The sequence below is a fragment of the Streptomyces cadmiisoli genome (genome assembly GCF_003261055.1).
Classification (GTDB): Bacteria; Actinomycetota; Actinomycetes; order Streptomycetales; family Streptomycetaceae; genus Streptomyces; species Streptomyces cadmiisoli.
In genome coordinates, this window is the sequence record NZ_CP030073.1 from 7517282 (window position 1) to 7535110 (window position 17829).

The following is a 17829-nucleotide window of genomic DNA, read 5'->3' on the forward strand; positions in this document are numbered from 1 at the left end:
CTCCTGTGCTCACAGCTGCCCGACGTCGGTGACGCGGACCACGGCACGGCCCTCGGCGTCCGAGGCCGTGAGATCGATCTCGGCGCTGATGCCCCAGTCGTGGTCGTCGTCCGGGTCGTCGAAGATCTGCCGGACGCGCCACAGGCCGTTCTCCGGCTCCTCCTCGATCAGCAGCAGCTTGGGACCGCGGGCGTCGGGGCCGGTGCCCAGGTCCTCGTACTCGTCCCAGTACTTGTCCATCGCCTCGCCCCAGGCGTCTGCGTCCCACCCGGACTCGGCGTCCATCTCGCCCAGTTCGTCGACCTGGTCGAGGGCGGCGAGTTCCACCCGGCGGAACATGGCGTTGCGGACGAGGACGCGGAAGGCGCGCGCGTTGGACGTGACCGGCTTGACCTGGTCGGCCCGCTCCTGAGCCTCCTCGGCGGTCATCTCCTCCGGATTGGCCAGCTGCTCCCATTCGTCCAGGAGGCTGGAGTCGACCTGGCGCACCATTTCGCCGAGCCACTCGATGAGGTCCTGGAGGTCCTCGGACTTGAGGTCGTCGGGGATGTTGTGTTCCAGGGTCTTGTAGGCACTGGCCAGGTAGCGCAGCACGATGCCCTCGGTGCGGGCCAGTTCGTAGTAGGAGACCAGCTCCGTGAAGGACATGGCCCGCTCGTACATGTCCCGGATGACGGACTTGGGGGAGAGCGGATGGTCCCCGACCCACGGGTGGCTCTTTCGGTACGTGTTGTACGCGTGGAAGAGGAGCTCCTCCAGCGGCTTGGGGTGGGTGACGTCCTGGAGGCGCTCCATGCGCTCCTCGTACTCGACGCCGTCCGCCTTCATCGCGGCCACGGCCTCACCGCGCGCCTTGTTCTGCTGGGCGACGAGGATCTGCCGAGGGTCGTCGAGCGTGGACTCCACGACGGACACCATGTCCAGGGCGTAGGAGGGCGATTCGGGGTCGAGCAGCTCGAAGGCGGCCAGGGCGAAGGTCGACAGCGGCTGGTTGAGCGCGAAGTCCTGCTGCAGGTCCACGGTGAGGCGGACGATGCGGCCCTCGGCGTCCGGCTGCTCCAGCTTCTCGACGATGCCGCCGTCCAGCAGGGAGCGGTAGATGGCGATCGCACGCCGGATGTGGCGCAGCTGCTGCTTGCGCGGCTCGTGGTTGTCCTCCAGCAGATGGCGCATGGCCTCGAAGGCGTTGCCCGGCCGGGCGATCACCGACAGCAGCATCGTGTGCGTCACCCTGAAGCGGGACGTCAGCGGCTCCGGCTCGGAGGTGATGAGCTTGTCGAAGGTGTCCTCGCTCCAGGCGACGAAGCCCTCGGGTGCCTTCTTGCGGACGACCTTCCGGCGCTTCTTCGGGTCGTCGCCCGCCTTCGCGAGCGCCTTGTCGTTCTCGATGACGTGCTCAGGTGCCTGAGCGACGACAAAACCGGCCGTGTCGAAGCCGGCGCGTCCGGCGCGGCCGGCGATCTGGTGGAACTCACGCGCGCGCAGCGTGCGCACCCGGCTGCCGTCGTACTTCGTCAAGGCCGTGAACAGCACGGTGCGGATGGGCACGTTGACGCCGACGCCGAGCGTGTCGGTCCCGCAGATGACCTTCAGCAGACCGGCCTGCGCGAGCTTCTCCACCAGGCGGCGGTACTTCGGCAGCATGCCGGCGTGGTGCACCCCGATGCCGTGCCGGACGTAGCGGGAGAGGTTGCGGCCGAACTTGGTGGTGAAGCGGAAATTACCGATCAGCTCGGCGATCTGCTCCTTCTCCTCACGCGAGCACATGTTGATGCTCATCAATGCCTGCGCCCGTTCCACGGCCTGCGCCTGCGTGAAGTGCACGATGTACACGGGTGCCTGCTTCGTCTCCAGCAGCTCGGTCAGCGTTTCCGTGAGCGGGCTGCGCCGGTAGGCGTAGGAGAGCGGCACCGGGCGGGTCGCCGAGCGGACCACCGAGGTCGGGCGGCCCGTGCGGCGGGTGAGGTCCTTCTCGAACATCGAGACGTCGCCGAGGGTGGCCGACATCAGGACGAACTGCGCCTGGGGCAGTTCCAGCAGCGGGATCTGCCAGGCCCAGCCGCGGTCCGGCTCCGCGTAGAAGTGGAACTCGTCCATGACGACCTGGCCGATGTCCGCGTGCTTGCCGTCGCGCAGCGCGATCGACGCGAGCACCTCGGCGGTGCAGCAGATGACCGGGGCGTCCGCGTTGACCGACGCGTCACCGGTCAGCATGCCGACGTTCTCGGTGCCGAACAGCTTGCACAGCTCGAAGAACTTCTCCGAGACGAGCGCCTTGATCGGGGCCGTATAGAAAGTGACCTCGTCCCGGGCGAGCGCGGCGAAGTGCGCACCCGCGGCGATCATGCTCTTGCCGGAGCCGGTGGGCGTCGAAACGATCACGTTCGCCCCGGAGACCACCTCGATCAGTGCCTCCTCCTGGTGCGGATAGAGCGTGAGACCGCGTTCCTGGGCCCACGACTCGAAGGCTTCGTAGAGGGCGTCGGGGTCGGCGGACTGCGGCAGCTGATCGATGAGGGTCACGCCCCCATCTTGCCTGGCCTCTCACCCGATAAGGGAATCGGATACTCGCACGAAGATCGCGAACGCTACGCTGAGGCGCCGACACGACGTCAGCGCAAAAGGTCAACTGGACAGCGAAGCACGAGGAACGGGGCGGGCTACGGCGATGATGGGACCAGCACACTCTCTGTCGGGAGCCGCGGCCTGGCTCGGCGTCGGAGCGGCCGCCGCCGCGGCCGGCCACACGATGCCCTGGCCGGTGCTCCTGTGCGGCGCGCTGATCTGCGCCGGAGCGGCACTCGCCCCGGACCTCGACCACAAGGCCGCCACCATCTCGCGCTCCTTCGGCCCGATCTCACGCCGGCTGTGCGAGATCGTCGACAAGCTCTCCTACGCCGTCTACAAGGCCACCAGGAAGCCGGGCGACCCGCGCCGCTCCGGCGGCCACCGCACGCTCACCCACACCTGGCTGTGGGCGGTCCTGATCGGTGCGGGCAGCTCCGTCCTGGCGATCACGGGCGGGCGCTGGGCGGTGCTCGCGATCCTCTTCGTGCACATGGTGCTGGCCATCGAGGGTCTGCTGTGGCGGGCGGCGCGCGGCTCCAGCAGCGACGTCCTGGTGTGGCTGCTGGCCGCGACGAGTTCGTGGATCCTCGCCGGCGTGCTGGACAAGCCCGGCAATGGCGCGGACTGGCTGTTCACGGCGCCGGGCCAGGAGTACCTGTGGCTGGGCCTGCCGATCGTGCTCGGCGCCCTGGTGCACGACATCGGGGACGCGCTGACCGTCTCCGGCTGCCCGATACTCTGGCCGATTCCGGTGGGCCGCAGGCGCTGGTACCCGCTGGGCCCGCCCAAGAGCCTGCGGTTCCGGGCGGGCAGCTGGGTCGAGCTCAAGGTGCTCATGCCGGTGTTCATGCTGCTCGGGGGAGTGGGCGGCGCGGCCGCGCTCAATGTGATCTGAGGTGCGGTGGGGGTTCTGACAGTTCTGACGGGTGGGGCCTGAGCCGATCGGTCCCGCCCTTCCGCCCCTGTGGGCCGGTCCGTGACCGCTGGCGTCCTCATGGACCGGGCCGTGGACCGGCCCGCTGCCGCCCGGCTGCCCGTGAACCGGTCTGGTCTCATCGGGACCCGGTCCGCTCGGTCGCCCACCGTCGGGGCACGGTGCACCTGTCTCCTGCCCGTGGACCGGTCTCTTTCGGACCGGTCTCCTGGCGGTCGCTCTCCTGCCGAGGCGTCTTCGGCCGGTCGCTCTACGGCCTTCAGCTCTCCTGTCGGCAGGGCGGCTGCCTGCAGCTCTCCTGTCAGCAGGTCTCGGGGTCAGTCGGAAGTCTGGCGTTGCCCCTCGCCGTATTTCCGCTCGAAGCGGGCGATGCGGCCTTCCGTGTCCACCGTGCGGGCCTTGCCCGTGTAGAACGGGTGGCTCTCGGCGGAGATCTCCACGTCCACCACGGGGTAGGTCTCGCCGTCGTCCCATTCGACCGTCTGCTCGCTGGTGGCGGTGGAACGCGTCAGGAACGCGTAGCCGGCGGCGCGGTCGCGGAAGACGACGGGGTGGTAGTCGGGGTGCTTGTCCTGCTGCATGGCTGCTCCTGGTGCGGCGAAGGTCGGTGCGGAGGAGATGTTCAGCGTGGGCTAGCCCGAGAGGGAGTCCTCGTCGACGATGTGCACCGCGGCTTCCTCCGCGGAGGCGGCCGCGCCGTCGATGCCGACGTCCGTGGCGATGAGCGCGCTCTCCTCGTCCTCGTGCGCTCCCTCGTCGGGGGCCACGAGCCGGCCGGAGCGGAAGGCGCCCACCTCGTTGTCCAGGAGTTCCCCGTCGGTGCCGTAGCAGTCGCCGATGCCGTCGCCGTCGGGTACGGAGGCGTCGGGTACCTCCTCGTCGAGCCGCTGCTCCAGGGACTCGCCGCGTCGGCGTTCGGCGGCCGTCACATCGGCGCGCTCCACCGCCCACGGCCTCTCGGGAGGGGACCAGCCCCGGTCGAGGGGATCGCCGACTCCGTCGCTCTCCAGCGTGTCCTCCACGTCCAGCAGCCCGGAGTCCTCCTGGATCTCGGATCCGTCGGGCTGGTAGACGTCGTCTCCCCATCCGTCGCCGCTGTTCACGGGTACCTCCAGGTGGTGAAGACGGGGCAGTTCCCACCACGGCCGGCTCCGTGCCGCCCGTACCGGGGCCACGGACTGCGCCCGGCGACACCCCGCGGGGGTCGCGGACGTTCCCCGAGCCCGCGCCGCTATCCAGCCTTCCACCCCTCTTCGCCACCGCGCAACGGCACGGACGACCGCCGGCCGCGGACCGGCGCGGACACGGGGTGTGACCTGCGGCGGCTCCCGTCGCCGGGAGGCGGGACCGGCCCGTCGCCCGGCGCGGCCGGCACCGTGGGTGACGCGGTGCCGCCCGGGACCGTGGTGAACGCGGTGCCGGGCGGGACCGTGGTCACGCGGGGTTGGGCAGGACGTCCGTCGGCCACGCCGGGCCGTGGCCGCGCTGCGGGACTGTCAGCCGTGCCAGGACCGCCACAGGGCCGCGTACGCGCCGTCCGCGGCGACGAGCTCGGCGTGGCTGCCCAGCTCGCTGATCCGGCCGTCCTCGACGACGGCGATGACGTCCGCGTCGTGCGCGGTGTGCAGCCGGTGGGCGATCGCCACGACCGTGCGCCCGTCGAGGACGCGGGCGAGGGACCGTTCCAGATGACGTGCCGCTCTCGGGTCGAGGAGGGAGGTCGCCTCGTCCAGGACCAGCGTGTGCGGGTCAGCCAGTACCAGCCGGGCCAGCGCGATCTGCTGGGCCTGGGCAGGAGTGAGCGCCAGGCCGCCGGAGCCGACCTCGGTGTCCAGGCCGTCGTCGAGCGCACGAGCCCAGCCGTCCGCGTCCACAGCCCGGAGTGCCGCCCACAGCTCCGTGTCGATGGCCTCGGGGGACTGCTCACCGATTCCGTCGGCCTTCCGCTCCCCGGCGTTCGCCCCGCCCCCGTGCCCGGCGCTCTCCACATCGGAGCGCGACCCGGACCGGGGGAGGGCGAGCAGCAGGTTGTCGCGCAAGGAGCCCACGAAGACATGGTGCTCCTGGTTGACGAGAGCGACGTGGGAGCGGACGTGCTCCGCGGTCATACGGGACAGTTCCGCACCGCCGAGGGTGATCCGCCCGTCCCGCGGGGTGTAGATCCCGGCGAGCAGCCGACCCAGTGTGGACTTGCCGGCGCCCGAAGGTCCCACCAGTGCGAGCCGTGTCCCGGGAGGCACCTCCAGGGACACCTTGCGCAGTACGTCCACTCCGTCGACGTAGCCGAAGTGCACGCGGTCGGCGTGCACGTCGCGCCCCTCGGGAGCGAGCGTGTCGTCACCGGTGTCGGGTTCGACGTCCCGGACGCCGACCAGCCGGGCCAGCGACACCTGGGCGACCTGGAGCTCGTCGTACCAGCGCAGGATCAGTCCCACCGGGTCGACGAGCATCTGGGCGATCAACGCCCCCGTGGTCAGCTGTCCCACGGTGAGCCATCCCTGGAGCACCAACACGCCGCCCGCCATCAGGACGGAGCCGAGCACGGTCACGTGGGTGACGTTGATGACCGGGAAGAGCACCGAACGCAGCCAGAGTGTGTAGCGTTCCCACGCCGTCCACTCCCTGACCCGCTGGTCGGAGAGCCGGACCCGGTCCGTGCCGAGGCGGTGTGCCTCGACGGTGCGCCCGGCGTCCACGGTCTCCGCGAGCGCGGCGGCGACGGCGGCGTATCCGGCGGCCTCCGAGCGGTAGGCGGAGGGCGCCCGCCGGAAGTACCAGCGGCAGCCGATCACCAGGATCGGCAGGGCGAGCAGCACGGCGGCCGCCAGCGGCGGCGCGGTGACCACAAGTCCGCCCAGCAGCAGGCCCACCCACACCACGCCGATCGCCAGCTGGGGCACCGCTTCGCGCATGGCGTTGGCGAGCCGGTCGACGTCGGTCGTGATCCGGGACAGGAGGTCGCCCGTGCCGGCCCGTTCCAGGACACCCGGGGGCAGTCCGACCGACCGTACGAGGAAGTCCTCGCGCAGGTCGGCCAGCATCCGCTCGCCGAGCATCGCGCCCCGCAGCCGCACCTCGCGGACGAAGACGGCCTGGACGACCAGCGCGAGGAGGAACAGCGTCACGGTGAGGCCGAGGTGCAGCTCGGGTGCCCGGTCGGACACCCGCTCGACGAGCCCGCCCAGCAGGTAGGGGCCGATCATCGAGGCGACCACGGAGACCGTGTTGACGGTGATCAGGAGCAGGAACGCACGGCGGTGCCTGCGGAACAGCTCGGTCACGTAGGCGCGGACGGTCGCGGGGGCGCCGACGGGCAGGGTGTTCGCCGTGGTCGGGGCCGCCGGGTCGTAGGCCGGTGGCGCCACGCCGATCATGCGGTCTCCTCGATCTCGTCCAGTTCGTCCAGTTCATCCAGCTTGTTCAGCTCATTCAGTTCGTCGAGCTTGTTCAGCTTGTGCAGTGCGTCGCTCAGGGCGGCCTCGTCCTCGGTCTCGCGGGTCACCACGGCCCGGTACCTGGGTTCCTTGCGGACCAGTTCCCGGTGCACGCCGACGGCCGCCACCTCGCCCTCGTGCACGAGGACGACCCGGTCCGCGCGGTCCAGCAGCAGGGGCGAGGACGTGAGGACGACGGTGGTCCGGCCCGCCCGCAGATCGCGCACGCCCTGTGCGATCCGGGCCTCGGTGTGCGAGTCGACGGCCGAGGTCGGTTCGTCCAGGACGAGCACCTCCGGGTCCGTGATCAGCGACCTCGCCAGGGCGAGCCGCTGGCGCTGGCCCCCGGAGAGGGACCGTCCGCGTTCGGTGACACGGGCGTCCATCGGGTCTTCGGCGTCGACCGAGCCCTGTACGAGAGCATCGAGGACGTCACCGCACTGGGCGGCCGCCAGCGCCTCCTCGGCGCCGACGTCTCCCGAGGCGGGTACGTCGAGCAGTTCGCGAAGCGAGCCCGACAGCAGCACCGGGTCCTTGTCCTGGACCAGGACGGCCGCGCGCGCACTGTCGAGCGGCAGCCCGTCCAGCGGGACGCCGCCGAGCAGCACCGAGGTACCCGGCTCCGAGGGGTGCCCGCCGAGACGTTCCGCCAGCCGGCCCGCCGCGTCCGGGTCGCCGCACACCACGGCGGTGAGGCGGCCGGCCGGGGCGAGCAGGCCGGTGGCGGGGTCGTACAGGTCGCCCGAGGGCAGCCCGGCCCCACGCGCGTCCCCGGCGGCGATGACGTCGGGCGCGGCCGGAGCGGTTGTGCCCGGGCGCCCGCTCTCGCCGGTGGTGACCGCACGCGCCGCCGCGGCGGACCCGCCCTCGCGCGCGTTCGGGACAGCCTGGTCGCTCGACTCGCCCTCGGCCGGGGTGTCGCCGGGCTCGCCCTCGGTGGCGGTGTCGCCCGGCTCGCCCTCCGTGGGGGTGGCACGTTGGAGCGAGAGCACGCGTGCCGCCCGTTTGGCCGAGGGGCGGGAGAAGGAGTAGGCCATCGCGATCTCTTCGAAGTGCCGCAGAGGGTAGGTGAGGATCATGACCGAGCTGTAGACGGTGACGAGCTCACCCACGGTGATCCGTCCCTGGCGGGCCAGGTGCACGCCGTACCAGACGACCGCGATCAGCAGCAGACCCGGAAGCAGGACCTGGATCGACGCGATCAGCGACCACATACGGGCGCTGCGGACGGCGGCGTGGCGGACTTCCTGGGAGGCGCGCCGGTAGCGGTCGAGGAAGAGTTCCTCGCCGCCGATGCCGCGCAGCACCCGCAGTCCGGCGACGGTGTCGGAGGCCAGTTCGGTGGCGTGGCCCGCCTTCTCGCGCTGGATGTCCGCCCTGTGGGTCGCGCGCGGCAGCAGCGGCAGCACCGCCAGCGCGAGCACGGGCAGGCCCACCGCGACGACCACACCGAGGGCGGGCTGGTAGACGACCAGGCCGACGCAGACCAGCACGATCGTGACGGCGGCCGCGGTGAAGCGCGACACGGCCTCCACGAACCAGCCGATCTTCTCGACGTCGCCCGTGGACACGGCGACCACCTCGCCCGCCGCGACGCGCCGGGTCAGTACCGAACCCAGCTGCGCGGCCTTGCGGGCCAGCAACTGCTGGACGCGGGCGGCGGCCGTGATCCAGTTGGTGACGGCCGTGCGGTGCAGGAACGTGTCGCCGAGTGCGTTGGCGGCGCACGCAAGCGCCATCAGGCCGCCCGCTACGGCGAGTCGTCCACCGGAGCGGTCGACCACGGCCTGAACGGCGAAGCCCACACAGAACGGGAGCGAGGAGACGGCCATGAAGTGAAGCAGTCCCCAGGCCAGTGCCTTGAGCTGGCCGCGCAGCTGATTGCGGCCGAGCCACCACAGGAACCGCGGCCCCGAGCGCACATCCGGTACACCAGGGTCGGGATACGGAAGGTCTTGGATCTGCATGACGTCCCAGTGGCTCGTATCAGGAGTGGAAGGGGTGGCTGGTGGTGAGGGAGCGCTGGTGCGGGAGGCGGAGCGCCGCGTACGGCGTGAAGAAGCACAAGCCGTGAAAGGTTCGCGTCAGGGCACCGTCGGAGGCAAGCGGTTTTCCGCAGCACCGCACAGAACCGGCTACCGGCGGATTCACCCAGGCCACCCCCGCCGCCGACGCCTCGACCGCCACGCCGCGCATCCCCCGGACCTCGGCCCAGCCCGCTGACTGCTCAGCCCAGTCCCCCGACCTCGACCCAGTCCCCTGACCTCAACCCAGCCCCCCGCCCTCAACCCAGTCCCCGGCCGTCGGTCCAGCCCTCCGCACAGCCCCTCGACTGAGCCCTTCGGCCCCCCTCAACCCCGTCGCCGGGCGTCAGCACGCCCGATCGGGCGCGCCGTCGACCAGGGTGTCGAGCAGTCCGCCGAGCGCTTCCCGCTGCTGGTCCGTCAGGGGGCCGAGGATCTCCTCCGCCGCCGACCGGCGTGCTCCGTGGACCTCGCGCAGTGCCTCGCGCCCGTCGGCCGTGAGCTCGATGCGGATCACCCGGCGGTTGCTCGGGTCGGGAACCCTGCGCACCCTGCCGCTCGCCTCCAGCCCGTCGACCAGGGTCGTGACGGCCCTGGGCACGACCTCCAGCCGTTCGGCGAGGTCGGCCATGCGGGGCGGTGACTCGTAGTGCGCGAGGGTGCGCAGCAGCCGGGACTGCGCCGGCGTGATGCCGAGGGCAAGCTGCTGAAGATGGCGTTTCTGGATCCGGTGCACCCGGCGGGTGAGCCGCAGCAACTGCTCGGCGAGCGGTTCGTCGGGGTCGGGCGTGGTCATGCGGGAACAATATCAGGACCACGTTCATTGTGAGCGTAGGTAACAATGATCTAAGCTCAGTAAGCCGAGGGTGCCCCGCATCGTCGGCCTCTGTCTGCCGAGCCACTCCGCAGGAGCCCATGAAACCCGATCACGAAGCCGCCTGGATCCCGCCCGCCGACGCCGGGGAACAGCCGAGGCAGGTGCGCCGCATCCTGAAACTCTTCCGCCCCTACCGGGGGCGGCTCGCCGTTGTCGGGCTGCTCGTCGGCGCCTCGTCGCTCGTGTCGGTCGCCACGCCGTTCCTGCTGAAGGCGATCCTCGACGTCGCGATCCCCCAGGGGCGCACCGGCCTGCTCACCCTGCTGGCCCTGGGCATGATCCTCAGTGCCGTGCTGAGCAGCGTCTTCGGGGTCCTGCAGACCCTGATCTCGACGACGGTCGGCCAGCGTGTGATGCACGATCTGCGCACCGCCGTCTACGGCCGTCTCCAGCGCATGTCGCTGGCCTTCTTCACCCGCACCCGCACGGGCGAGGTCCAGTCCCGGATCGCCAACGACATCGGCGGTATGCAGGCCACCGTGACCTCCACGGCCACCTCTCTGGTCTCCAACTTCACCAGCGTCGTCGCGACGATCGTCGCGATGCTGGCCCTGGACTGGCGCCTGACCGTCGTCTCGCTGCTCCTGCTGCCGGCCTTCGTGTGGATCAGCCGCCGGGTCGGCGACGAACGCAGGAAGATCACCACCCAGCGCCAGAAGCAGATGGCGGCCATGGCGGCGACCGTCACCGAGTCGCTGTCGGTCAGCGGCATCCTGCTCGGCCGGACCATGGGCCGAGCCGATTCGCTGACGCGGTCCTTCGCCGGGGAATCGGAGCGGCTGGTGGACCTGGAGGTGCGGTCCAACATGGCCGGCCGCTGGCGGATGGCGGTCATCACCATCGTCATGGCGGCCATGCCCGCCGTCATCTACTGGACGGCCGGTCTCACCCTGCACGTGGGTGGCCCCGGTGTCTCCATCGGCACGATCGTTGCGTTCGTCTCGCTCCAGCAGGGCCTGTTCCGCCCGGCGGTCAGCCTGCTCGGCACCGGCGTCCAGATCCAGACCTCGCTGGCCCTGTTCCAGCGCATCTTCGAGTACCTCGACCTGCCCGTCGACATCACCGAACGCGAGCGGCCCGTGCACCTCGACCGGGTCAAGGGCGAGGTCCGTCTCGACGGCGTCGCCTTCCACTACGACACCGAGAGCGGTCCCGTCCTCGACGGCATCGACGTCACCGTCCCGGCCGGCGGCAGCCTCGCGATCGTCGGGTCGACCGGCTCGGGCAAGTCCACGCTGGGCTACCTGGTCCCGCGGCTGTACGACGTGACGGACGGCCGGGTCACCCTCGACGGATTCGACGTGCGCGACCTGGACTTCGACACCCTCGCACGGGCGGTGGGCGTCGTCTCCCAGGAGACGTACCTCTTCCACGCCTCGGTCGCCGACAACCTCCGGTTCGCCAAGCCCGACGCGACCGACGAGGAACTGCACGCGGCGGCCCGCGCGGCGCAGATCCACGACCACATCGCCGCCCTTCCCGACGGCTACGACACGGTCGTCGGCGAGCGCGGCCACCGCTTCTCGGGCGGGGAGAAGCAGCGCCTGGCCATCGCCCGCACGATCCTGCGCGATCCGCCGGTGCTCATCCTCGACGAGGCGACCAGCGCCCTGGACAACCGCACCGAACGCGCCGTCCAGGAAGCCATCGACGCGCTGTCCGCCGACCGGACCACGCTCACCATCGCCCACCGCCTGTCCACCATTCGGGGTGCGGACCAGATCGTGGTCCTGGACGCCGGCCGGGTCGTCGAACGGGGCACGCACGAGGAGCTGTTGGAACTCGACGGCCGGTATGCGGCACTGGTCCGCAGGGACGCCCGACTGGAGCCGACAAGATGAAGATATGCGGGGTTTGTCATGATATGCGGGTTACCGTGCCCGCATGCAGATGAACATTCCGCCGCGGAGCAGGATTCGACTGACACGCAAGGGCCGTGCGGCCCTCATCGGGCTGGGAGCCGTTGTCGCCGGTACCGCGGTGGCCGTGCCGCTGCTGACCGTCGGCCGTGAGAAGGAGGCCAGGCCCACCTCGCTGGTGATCCCCGAGGGCTGGCGTGCCTCGCAGGTCTTCGCCGCCGTCGACAGGGCCCTGGAACTGACCCCGGGAACCGCCAAGAGAGCCGTCCCCAACGCCCACCTGAAACTGCCGGGCGACGCCGAGGGAAACCCGGAGGGCTACCTCTATCCGGCGACCTATCCGCTGACGGAGAAGTCCCGCCCGGAGCAGTTGCTGAAGTCGATGGTCGACACCGCCAACCGGAAGTTCAACGGGGCGCCGATCGCCGCGGGCGCTCAGCGCAACGCGATGAACCTCTACCAGGCGATCACCATCGCCAGCATCGTCCAGGCCGAGGCCTCGACGAAGGCGGACATGGGGATGGTCGCGCGGGTGGTCTTCAACCGGCTGGAACGCGGCATGCCGCTCCAGATGGACTCCACCATCAACTACGCCCTGGGCCGCACCACGCTGAAGACGACGCTGAGCGACACCCGCATCGAGAGCCCCTACAACTCGTACCAGCGCATGGGTCTGCCACCGACGCCCATCGACAACCCGGGCGAGGCCGCGATGCGCGCCGCGATCAATCCCGTCCCGGGCAACTGGCTGTACTTCGTCACGGTCAAGCCGGGCGACACCCGCTTCTCGGCGGACTATGCCGAGCACCAGCGCAACGTCGCCGAGTTCAACGCGAACCAGCGGACGGCCGTCCCGTCGCCCACGCGGTGACCCGACGGTGCACCCCCGGGCGGAGGGACGCGGTGACCCGACGGGTCGTCAGGCGGCGACCGGGTCCTGCTCGGCCAGCAGGCGCTTGATGTCCCGTACGGCCGCCCCGCCGGCCCGGTTCGCGCCGATGGTGCTGGCCGAGGGGCCGTAGCCGACGAGGTGGATCCGCGGGTCGGCGACCGCGCGCGTGCCCTCCACCCGGATCCCGCCGCCCGGCTCGCGCAGCCGCAGTGGCGCCAGATGGTCGACGGCGGCCCGGAATCCGGTCGCCCAGAGGATGACGTCCGCGGGTACATGGCGGCCGTCGCTCCACTCCACCCCGTCCGGGACGATCCGGTCGAACATCGGGTGCCGGTCGAGCGTCCCGTCCGCCAGCCCCTGCCGGACCGCGTCGTTGAGCGGCAGCCCTGTGACGGACACCACACTCTTCGGCGGCAGTCCCTGCCGCACCCTCTCCTCCACGAGCGCGACCGCCGCGCGGCCGGCGTTCTCGTCGAACGGCCCCTCGTGGAAGACCGGCGGCCGGCGGGTCACCCAGGTGGTGGCCGCGGCGCGGGGGGCGATCTCCAGCAGATGCTGCGTCCCGGAGGTGCCGCCGCCGACCACGACGACCCGCAGCCCCGCGAACCGTTCCGGCCCTGGGTACTGCGCGGTGTGCAACTGCCACCCGCCGAACGTCTCCTGACCGGGGTAGCGGGGCCAGAACGGCCGGTCCCAGGTGCCGGTCGCGTTGATCAGTGCCCGGGTGGCCCAGTCCCCGTCCGAGGTCTCGACGAGCAGGCGACCGTCCGGGCCGTTCCGCACGGCCCGCACGTCGACCGGGCGGCGCACACGAAGGTCGAAGGTCTCCTCGTACGCGGCGAAGTACTCGGAGATCACCTCCGACGAAGGCCGCGCGGGATCGGCACCGGTCAGTTCCATACCGGGCAGCGCGTGCATCCCGTGGACCTTGCCGTAGGTGAGCGTCGGCCACCGGAACTGCCAGGCGCCGCCCGGACCGGGGGAGTGGTCGAGCACCACGAAGTCGCGGTCCGGCTCGAATCCGGTCCGCCGCAGGTGATAGGCACCGGCCAGTCCGGCCTGACCGGCGCCTATGACGACCACCTCGACCTCGCGCGTGTTGTTCACGTTTTGACCAACAGCGGCGAGGTCGTGGATCTTCCCGAGTGCTCAGCACCGGCACGTGCGCGCAGCGCCCGCCCGCGTCCTCAGCACCGGCACGTGCGCGCAGCGCCCGCCCGCGTCCTCAGCACCGGCACGCGAGCTCAGAACCCCGCCCGCATACTCAGCCCCGCCCGGGTCCTCAGCGCCCGCCCGCGACGAGCAGCGGCGCCCCCGGAGCCTCGGCCGCCCCCTCCAGCAGACCGCGGGCCGCCAGCTCGGGAATCACACCCTCCCCGAACCAGTAGGCCTCCTCCAGATGCGGATAGCCGGACAGCACGAAGTGCTCGACACCCAGCGCGTGGTACTCCGCGATCCGGTCCGCGACCTCGGCGTGACTGCCGACCAGCGCCGTACCGGCGCCACCGCGGACCAGGCCGACGCCTGCCCACAGGTTCGGGTAGATCTCCAGCTGCTCCCGGGAGCCCCCGTGCAGCGCCAGCATCCGCTGCTGCCCCACCGACTCGCTGCGCCCGAGCGCCGCCTGCGCGGCCGCGATCGTGTCGGCGTCCAGATCGTCCAGCAACCGGTGCGCGACCGCCCAGGCTTCGTCCGAGGTGTCGCGCGAGACGGTGTGCACCCGCACGCCGAACCGGACCGTACGGCCCTCCCGTCGGGCCAGCGAGCGGATCCAGCCGATCTTCTCCGCGACCTGCGCGGGCGGTTCGCCCCAGGTCAGATACACGTCGGAGTGCCGCGCAGCGACCGGCCCGGCCGCCGCGGACGACCCGCCGAAGAACAACTGCGGCACCGGGTCCGGCGGCAGCGCGGTGAGCCCGCCCTCGACGTCGTAGTGCTCGCCGCGGAAGTCGTACGGCCGGCCCTGCCACACACCGCGGACGACCGACAGGAACTCGTCGGTACGGGCGTAGCGGCGGTCGTGGTCGAGGTGGTCGCCGAAGCGGCGCTGCTCGGCGGAGTCGCCGCCGGTGACGACGTTCAGCAGCAGCCGGCCGCCGGTCAGCCGCTGGTAGGTCGCCGCCATCTGCGCCGCGAGCGTCGGCGAGATCACCCCGGGGCGGAACGCCACCAGGAACTTCAGCCGCTCGGTGTGCTGGGCCAGGGCCACGGTCGTCAGCCAGGCGTCCTCGCACCAGGTGCCGGTGGGTGTCAGCACCGCCTCGAAGCCCAACTGCTCGGCGGCCTTGGCGATCTGGGTGAGATACCCGAGGTCGGGCGGGCGGACCCCGCCGACCAAGCGGGCCGCGCCGGCGTCGTTGCGGGCGTAGGCGTGCCGGTCGACGAGGGTGCGGCCGTCGCCGCCCGTCGGCAGGAACCAGTGGAGACGAACGGTCATGTCAGGACTCCTTGCGGACGCGGGGCGCGGACGTGGACGGGGGCAGGTCGCTGTTGAAGCGGTCGTCCACGTACCGGGAGAAGTCGACGGTGCGAGGGATCAGCTTCAGCTCGGCGAAGGTGTCCGCGATCTCCTGCTCGGATCGGACGAGCGGCTCGTCCACGGCGACCGCGACGCGGGAGGCGTTGGTGCGCTTCACCGAGGCGAGCGCGACCTCGTAGGGCAGCCCGGTGTCCTCGGCCCACACCTTCGCCCACTCCTCCGGATGCTCGAAGACCCAGTCCTGGGCGCGCCTGAGCCGTTCCAGGTAGTCCTCGACGGCCGCCGCCTTCTTCTCGTCCCGCAGCGCGTCCGGAGCCGCCACCTGGAAGGTGAGACCGTTGGTCACGCCGTCGCCGGTGGTCAGGACCCGGCCCTGGTCGGCGTGGAGAACCTGTGAGGTGTACGGGTCCCAGACCGCCCACGCGTCCACCTTGCCGCTGGTGAACGCGGCCAGCGCGTCGGCGGGCTGGAGGTACTTCGGTTCGATGTCGCCGAGTGCGAGGCCGGCCTTCTTCAGGGAGGCGACCAGTTGGTAGTGCGCGGACGAACCCTGCGCCACGGCCACGGACTTGCCCTTCAGCTGCTCGGGTTTCGTCAGCTTCGAGCCGTTCGGCACGAGGATGGCGTCGCCCTTGGAGGTGCCGTGCCAGGCCGCCACCACGGTGATCCGCGAACCGGCGCCGGCCGCGAACACCGGTGGGGTGTTGCCGACGCCGCCGATGTCGACGGCCTTGGCGTTCACCGCCTCCAGCAGAGGCGGTCCGGAGCTGAAGGTGGACCACTTGATCTTGTAGTCCAGGTCGTCGAGTTCCCCGGCGGCCCGCAGCACGGCTTCGGAACCGCCCTTCTGGTCGCCGACGTCGAGCGTGAGGGAGCCCTTGCCGTCGGTGCCGTCGCCGGTCGACGTCTGCGCCGCCGAGTCACCGCCGCAGGCGGTGGCCAGGAAGGCGAGGGGCAGGAGCAGGGCGGCGGAAATGAGGCGTCGTCGCATGCGTTGTCCGTTCATGTGCGAAAGGGCGAGCTGAGTCGGGGACGAGGGGAAGTCAGGCCTCTTCGGCGGTCGGGTCGACGCCGAGACGTTGCAGCAGTCGGGCACGCAGCCGCGCGAACCGGGGATCGGTCAGGTCGCGCGGACGTTCCAGGTCGACGGGCTGCTCGTGCGCGATCACGCCGTCGTCCATCACGAGGACCCGGTCGGCGAGAAGTACGGCCTCCTCGACGTCGTGCGTGACGAGCAGCACCGCGCAGCCGCGCCGCTGCCACAACTCGCCCACCAGCCGCTGGGCCTTGATGCGGGTGAGCGCGTCGAGCGCGCCGAACGGCTCGTCGAGCAGCAGCAGATCGGGTTCCCGGACCAGGGCGCGGGCCAGCGAGGCGCGCTGGGCCTCGCCGCCGGACAGGGTCCTGGGCCAGGCGGTCGCGCGACCACCCAGACCCACCTCGGCCAACGCCCGTTCCGCGAGGGCCCGTTGGGGCTTTCCGGGCAGCCCGAGCACCACGTTGCGCCACACCTTCTTCCACGGCATCAGACGGGGCGCCTGGAACGCGACGGCCTTGCGGCGCGGAACCAGGACGGTGCCCTCGATGTCGCGGTCGAGGCCCGCGAGGATGCGCAGCAGTGTGGACTTGCCGCAGCCGCTGCGACCGAGCAGGGCGACGAACTCGCCCGGCCGGACGTCGAGTCGGAGGCCGTCGATGACCGCCCGGCCGTCGAACGAGCGGGACAGCCCCTCGACGTGCACGGCCTGCGCCCGGGAGGTGGTGCTCACCGTCCGGTGAACGTCGGTCGCCATTGCAGCAGCAGCCTTTCGAGAGAGCGGACCACGAAGTCGGCGAGCAGGCCGAGGAAGGCGTAGACGATCAGGCAGACCACGATCACGTCGGTGCGCAGGAAGTCGCGTGCCTGGACCATGAGGAAGCCGATGCCGGCGTCCGCGTTGATCTGCTCGGCGAAGACGAGCGCCAGCCAGGCGATGCCGAGCGAGTAGCGCAGCCCGGTCAGCGCTCCGGGCAGCGCGCCCGGCAGGACCACGTGCCGCACGAGCCCCCGGCGGGACAGTCCGAGGGACTCCCCGGCCTCGATGAGCCGGGCGTCCACGCCGCGGATCCCGGCGTACACGTTGAGGTAGAGCGGGAACGTCACGCCGAGTGTGATGACGGCGACCTTGGGGGCCTCGCCGATGCCGAACCAGATGATGAACAAGGGGATGAGGCCGACGAACGGCACGGTCCGCAGCATCTGCACCGAGGCGTCCACCAGGTCCTCGCCGACCCGGAACAGCCCGGAGAGGAGGGCGAGTCCGGTGCCGATGAGGGTGCCGAGGAGCAGCCCCGCGGCGACGCGCTGGAGCGAGGTGCCCATGGCGGCGGGCAGCGAGCCGTCCGCGAACAGATCGCCGGCGACCTCGGCGATCCGGCCGGGCGAGGCGAGCACCTCGGCCGTCAACGCGCCCGTCGAGGAGAGCAGTTGCCACAGGGCGAGCAGCAGGAGCGGGCCGGTGGTGCGGCGCAGCCAGCGGGGGACGCGGGTACGGCGGGCGGAGGCGGGGACGAGGCGTTCGAGGCCGGCGGGGGGCGGGTCGGTGGTGTCGCCCCCCGTGGCCTTGGTCACCGAAATGCCGGATATATCGGGCTTGGGAGAGTCGGGTGGGGCATGACTGATGCTCATGAGTGCTCCACGGTGGAACGAAGGGGAACGCGGGGGACGTCCGGGGCGGAACGCAGAGGTGCGTCGACACCGCCGCCGCCCTGGACGTTCAGGT

At 71.3% G+C, this 17829-nt stretch carries 14 protein-coding genes; 3 read left to right on the top strand and 11 right to left on the bottom strand.

The window, feature by feature from the left end; genetic code table 11:
• Positions 1-9 precede the first annotated feature (9 nt).
• Positions 10-2523: a DEAD/DEAH box helicase gene (locus DN051_RS33165; RefSeq protein ID WP_112440339.1), complete on the bottom strand. Its 2514-nt coding sequence runs from the start codon at positions 2521-2523 to the stop codon at positions 10-12.
• Positions 2524-2668: 145 nt separating this feature from the next.
• On the opposite strand from DN051_RS33165, the gene DN051_RS33170 reads away from it, so the two are divergent.
• Positions 2669-3463: a metal-dependent hydrolase gene (locus DN051_RS33170; protein ID WP_053757581.1), complete on the top strand. Its 795-nt coding sequence runs from the start codon at positions 2669-2671 to the stop codon at positions 3461-3463.
• A gap of 356 nt (positions 3464-3819) precedes the next feature.
• Here DN051_RS33170 and DN051_RS33175 read toward each other — a convergent pair whose 3' ends face one another.
• From DN051_RS33175 to DN051_RS33195, 5 genes are all read right to left on the bottom strand, one after another.
• Complete coding sequence (locus tag DN051_RS33175; RefSeq protein ID WP_053757580.1) at positions 3820-4083, bottom strand: type B 50S ribosomal protein L31; 264 nt, start codon at positions 4081-4083, stop codon at positions 3820-3822.
• A gap of 51 nt (positions 4084-4134) precedes the next feature.
• Positions 4135-4605 carry a DUF5709 domain-containing protein gene (locus DN051_RS33180; RefSeq protein WP_053757579.1) on the bottom strand — a complete coding sequence of 157 codons (471 nt, stop codon included), beginning with the start codon at positions 4603-4605 and terminating at the stop codon, positions 4135-4137.
• Between the two features lie 393 nt (positions 4606-4998).
• The gene (locus tag DN051_RS33185; protein ID WP_112440341.1) at positions 4999-6876 is read right to left on the bottom strand and encodes an ABC transporter ATP-binding protein; all 1878 of its coding nucleotides are present in this window, start codon (positions 6874-6876) and stop codon (positions 4999-5001) included.
• Positions 6873-8903, bottom strand: coding sequence for an ABC transporter transmembrane domain-containing protein (locus tag DN051_RS33190; RefSeq protein WP_112440343.1), 2031 nt, complete (start codon positions 8901-8903; stop codon positions 6873-6875). The genes DN051_RS33185 and DN051_RS33190 overlap by 4 nt, the downstream gene beginning before the upstream one ends.
• A 403-nt stretch (positions 8904-9306) precedes the next feature.
• Complete coding sequence (locus DN051_RS33195) at positions 9307-9756, bottom strand: MarR family winged helix-turn-helix transcriptional regulator (RefSeq protein WP_112440345.1); 450 nt, start codon at positions 9754-9756, stop codon at positions 9307-9309.
• Positions 9757-9875: 119 nt separating this feature from the next.
• On the opposite strand from DN051_RS33195, the gene DN051_RS33200 reads away from it, so the two are divergent.
• A complete protein-coding gene (locus DN051_RS33200; protein WP_112440347.1) occupies positions 9876-11678 on the top strand; it encodes an ABC transporter ATP-binding protein in 1803 nt (600 codons plus the stop codon).
• A 43-nt stretch (positions 11679-11721) separates the two neighbouring features.
• Positions 11722-12567: an endolytic transglycosylase MltG gene (gene mltG, locus DN051_RS33205; RefSeq protein WP_112440349.1), complete on the top strand. Its 846-nt coding sequence runs from the start codon at positions 11722-11724 to the stop codon at positions 12565-12567.
• Positions 12568-12615: 48 nt separating this feature from the next.
• On the opposite strand, the gene DN051_RS33210 is transcribed toward mltG, so the two are convergent.
• The 5 genes from DN051_RS33210 to DN051_RS33230 all read right to left on the bottom strand — a co-directional run bounded on the left by DN051_RS33210 (position 12616) and on the right by DN051_RS33230 (position 17735).
• Positions 12616-13695 carry an NAD(P)-binding domain-containing protein gene (locus DN051_RS33210; protein ID WP_053757572.1) on the bottom strand — a complete coding sequence of 360 codons (1080 nt, stop codon included), beginning with the start codon at positions 13693-13695 and terminating at the stop codon, positions 12616-12618.
• A 175-nt stretch (positions 13696-13870) separates the two neighbouring features.
• Positions 13871-15025: an LLM class flavin-dependent oxidoreductase gene (locus DN051_RS33215; RefSeq protein ID WP_112440351.1), complete on the bottom strand. Its 1155-nt coding sequence runs from the start codon at positions 15023-15025 to the stop codon at positions 13871-13873.
• Position 15026: 1 nt separating this feature from the next.
• Positions 15027-16058, bottom strand: coding sequence for an ABC transporter substrate-binding protein (locus DN051_RS33220; RefSeq protein ID WP_199314734.1), 1032 nt, complete (start codon positions 16056-16058; stop codon positions 15027-15029).
• Between the two features lie 52 nt (positions 16059-16110).
• Positions 16111-16860, bottom strand: coding sequence for an ABC transporter ATP-binding protein (locus tag DN051_RS33225; protein ID WP_112440355.1), 750 nt, complete (start codon positions 16858-16860; stop codon positions 16111-16113).
• A complete protein-coding gene (locus DN051_RS33230) occupies positions 16833-17735 on the bottom strand; it encodes an ABC transporter permease (protein ID WP_053757568.1) in 903 nt (300 codons plus the stop codon). The genes DN051_RS33225 and DN051_RS33230 overlap by 28 nt, the downstream gene beginning before the upstream one ends.
• Positions 17736-17829 lie beyond the last annotated feature (94 nt).

Coding starts and splice junctions, on each gene's coding strand:
- DN051_RS33170 (WP_053757581.1), top strand. CDS start 2,669: ATGATGGGACCAGCACACTCTCTGTCGGGAGCCGCGGCCTGGCTCGGC.
- DN051_RS33175 (WP_053757580.1), bottom strand. CDS start 4,083: ATGCAGCAGGACAAGCACCCCGACTACCACCCCGTCGTCTTCCGCGAC.
- DN051_RS33185 (WP_112440341.1), bottom strand. CDS start 6,876: ATGATCGGCGTGGCGCCACCGGCCTACGACCCGGCGGCCCCGACCACG.
- DN051_RS33190 (WP_112440343.1), bottom strand. CDS start 8,903: ATGCAGATCCAAGACCTTCCGTATCCCGACCCTGGTGTACCGGATGTG.
- DN051_RS33195 (WP_112440345.1), bottom strand. CDS start 9,756: ATGACCACGCCCGACCCCGACGAACCGCTCGCCGAGCAGTTGCTGCGG.
- DN051_RS33200 (WP_112440347.1), top strand. CDS start 9,876: ATGAAACCCGATCACGAAGCCGCCTGGATCCCGCCCGCCGACGCCGGG.
- mltG (WP_112440349.1), top strand. CDS start 11,722: ATGCAGATGAACATTCCGCCGCGGAGCAGGATTCGACTGACACGCAAG.
- DN051_RS33215 (WP_112440351.1), bottom strand. CDS start 15,025: ATGACCGTTCGTCTCCACTGGTTCCTGCCGACGGGCGGCGACGGCCGC.
- DN051_RS33220 (WP_199314734.1), bottom strand. CDS start 16,058: ATGCGACGACGCCTCATTTCCGCCGCCCTGCTCCTGCCCCTCGCCTTC.
- DN051_RS33225 (WP_112440355.1), bottom strand. CDS start 16,860: ATGGCGACCGACGTTCACCGGACGGTGAGCACCACCTCCCGGGCGCAG.
- DN051_RS33230 (WP_053757568.1), bottom strand. CDS start 17,735: ATGAGCATCAGTCATGCCCCACCCGACTCTCCCAAGCCCGATATATCC.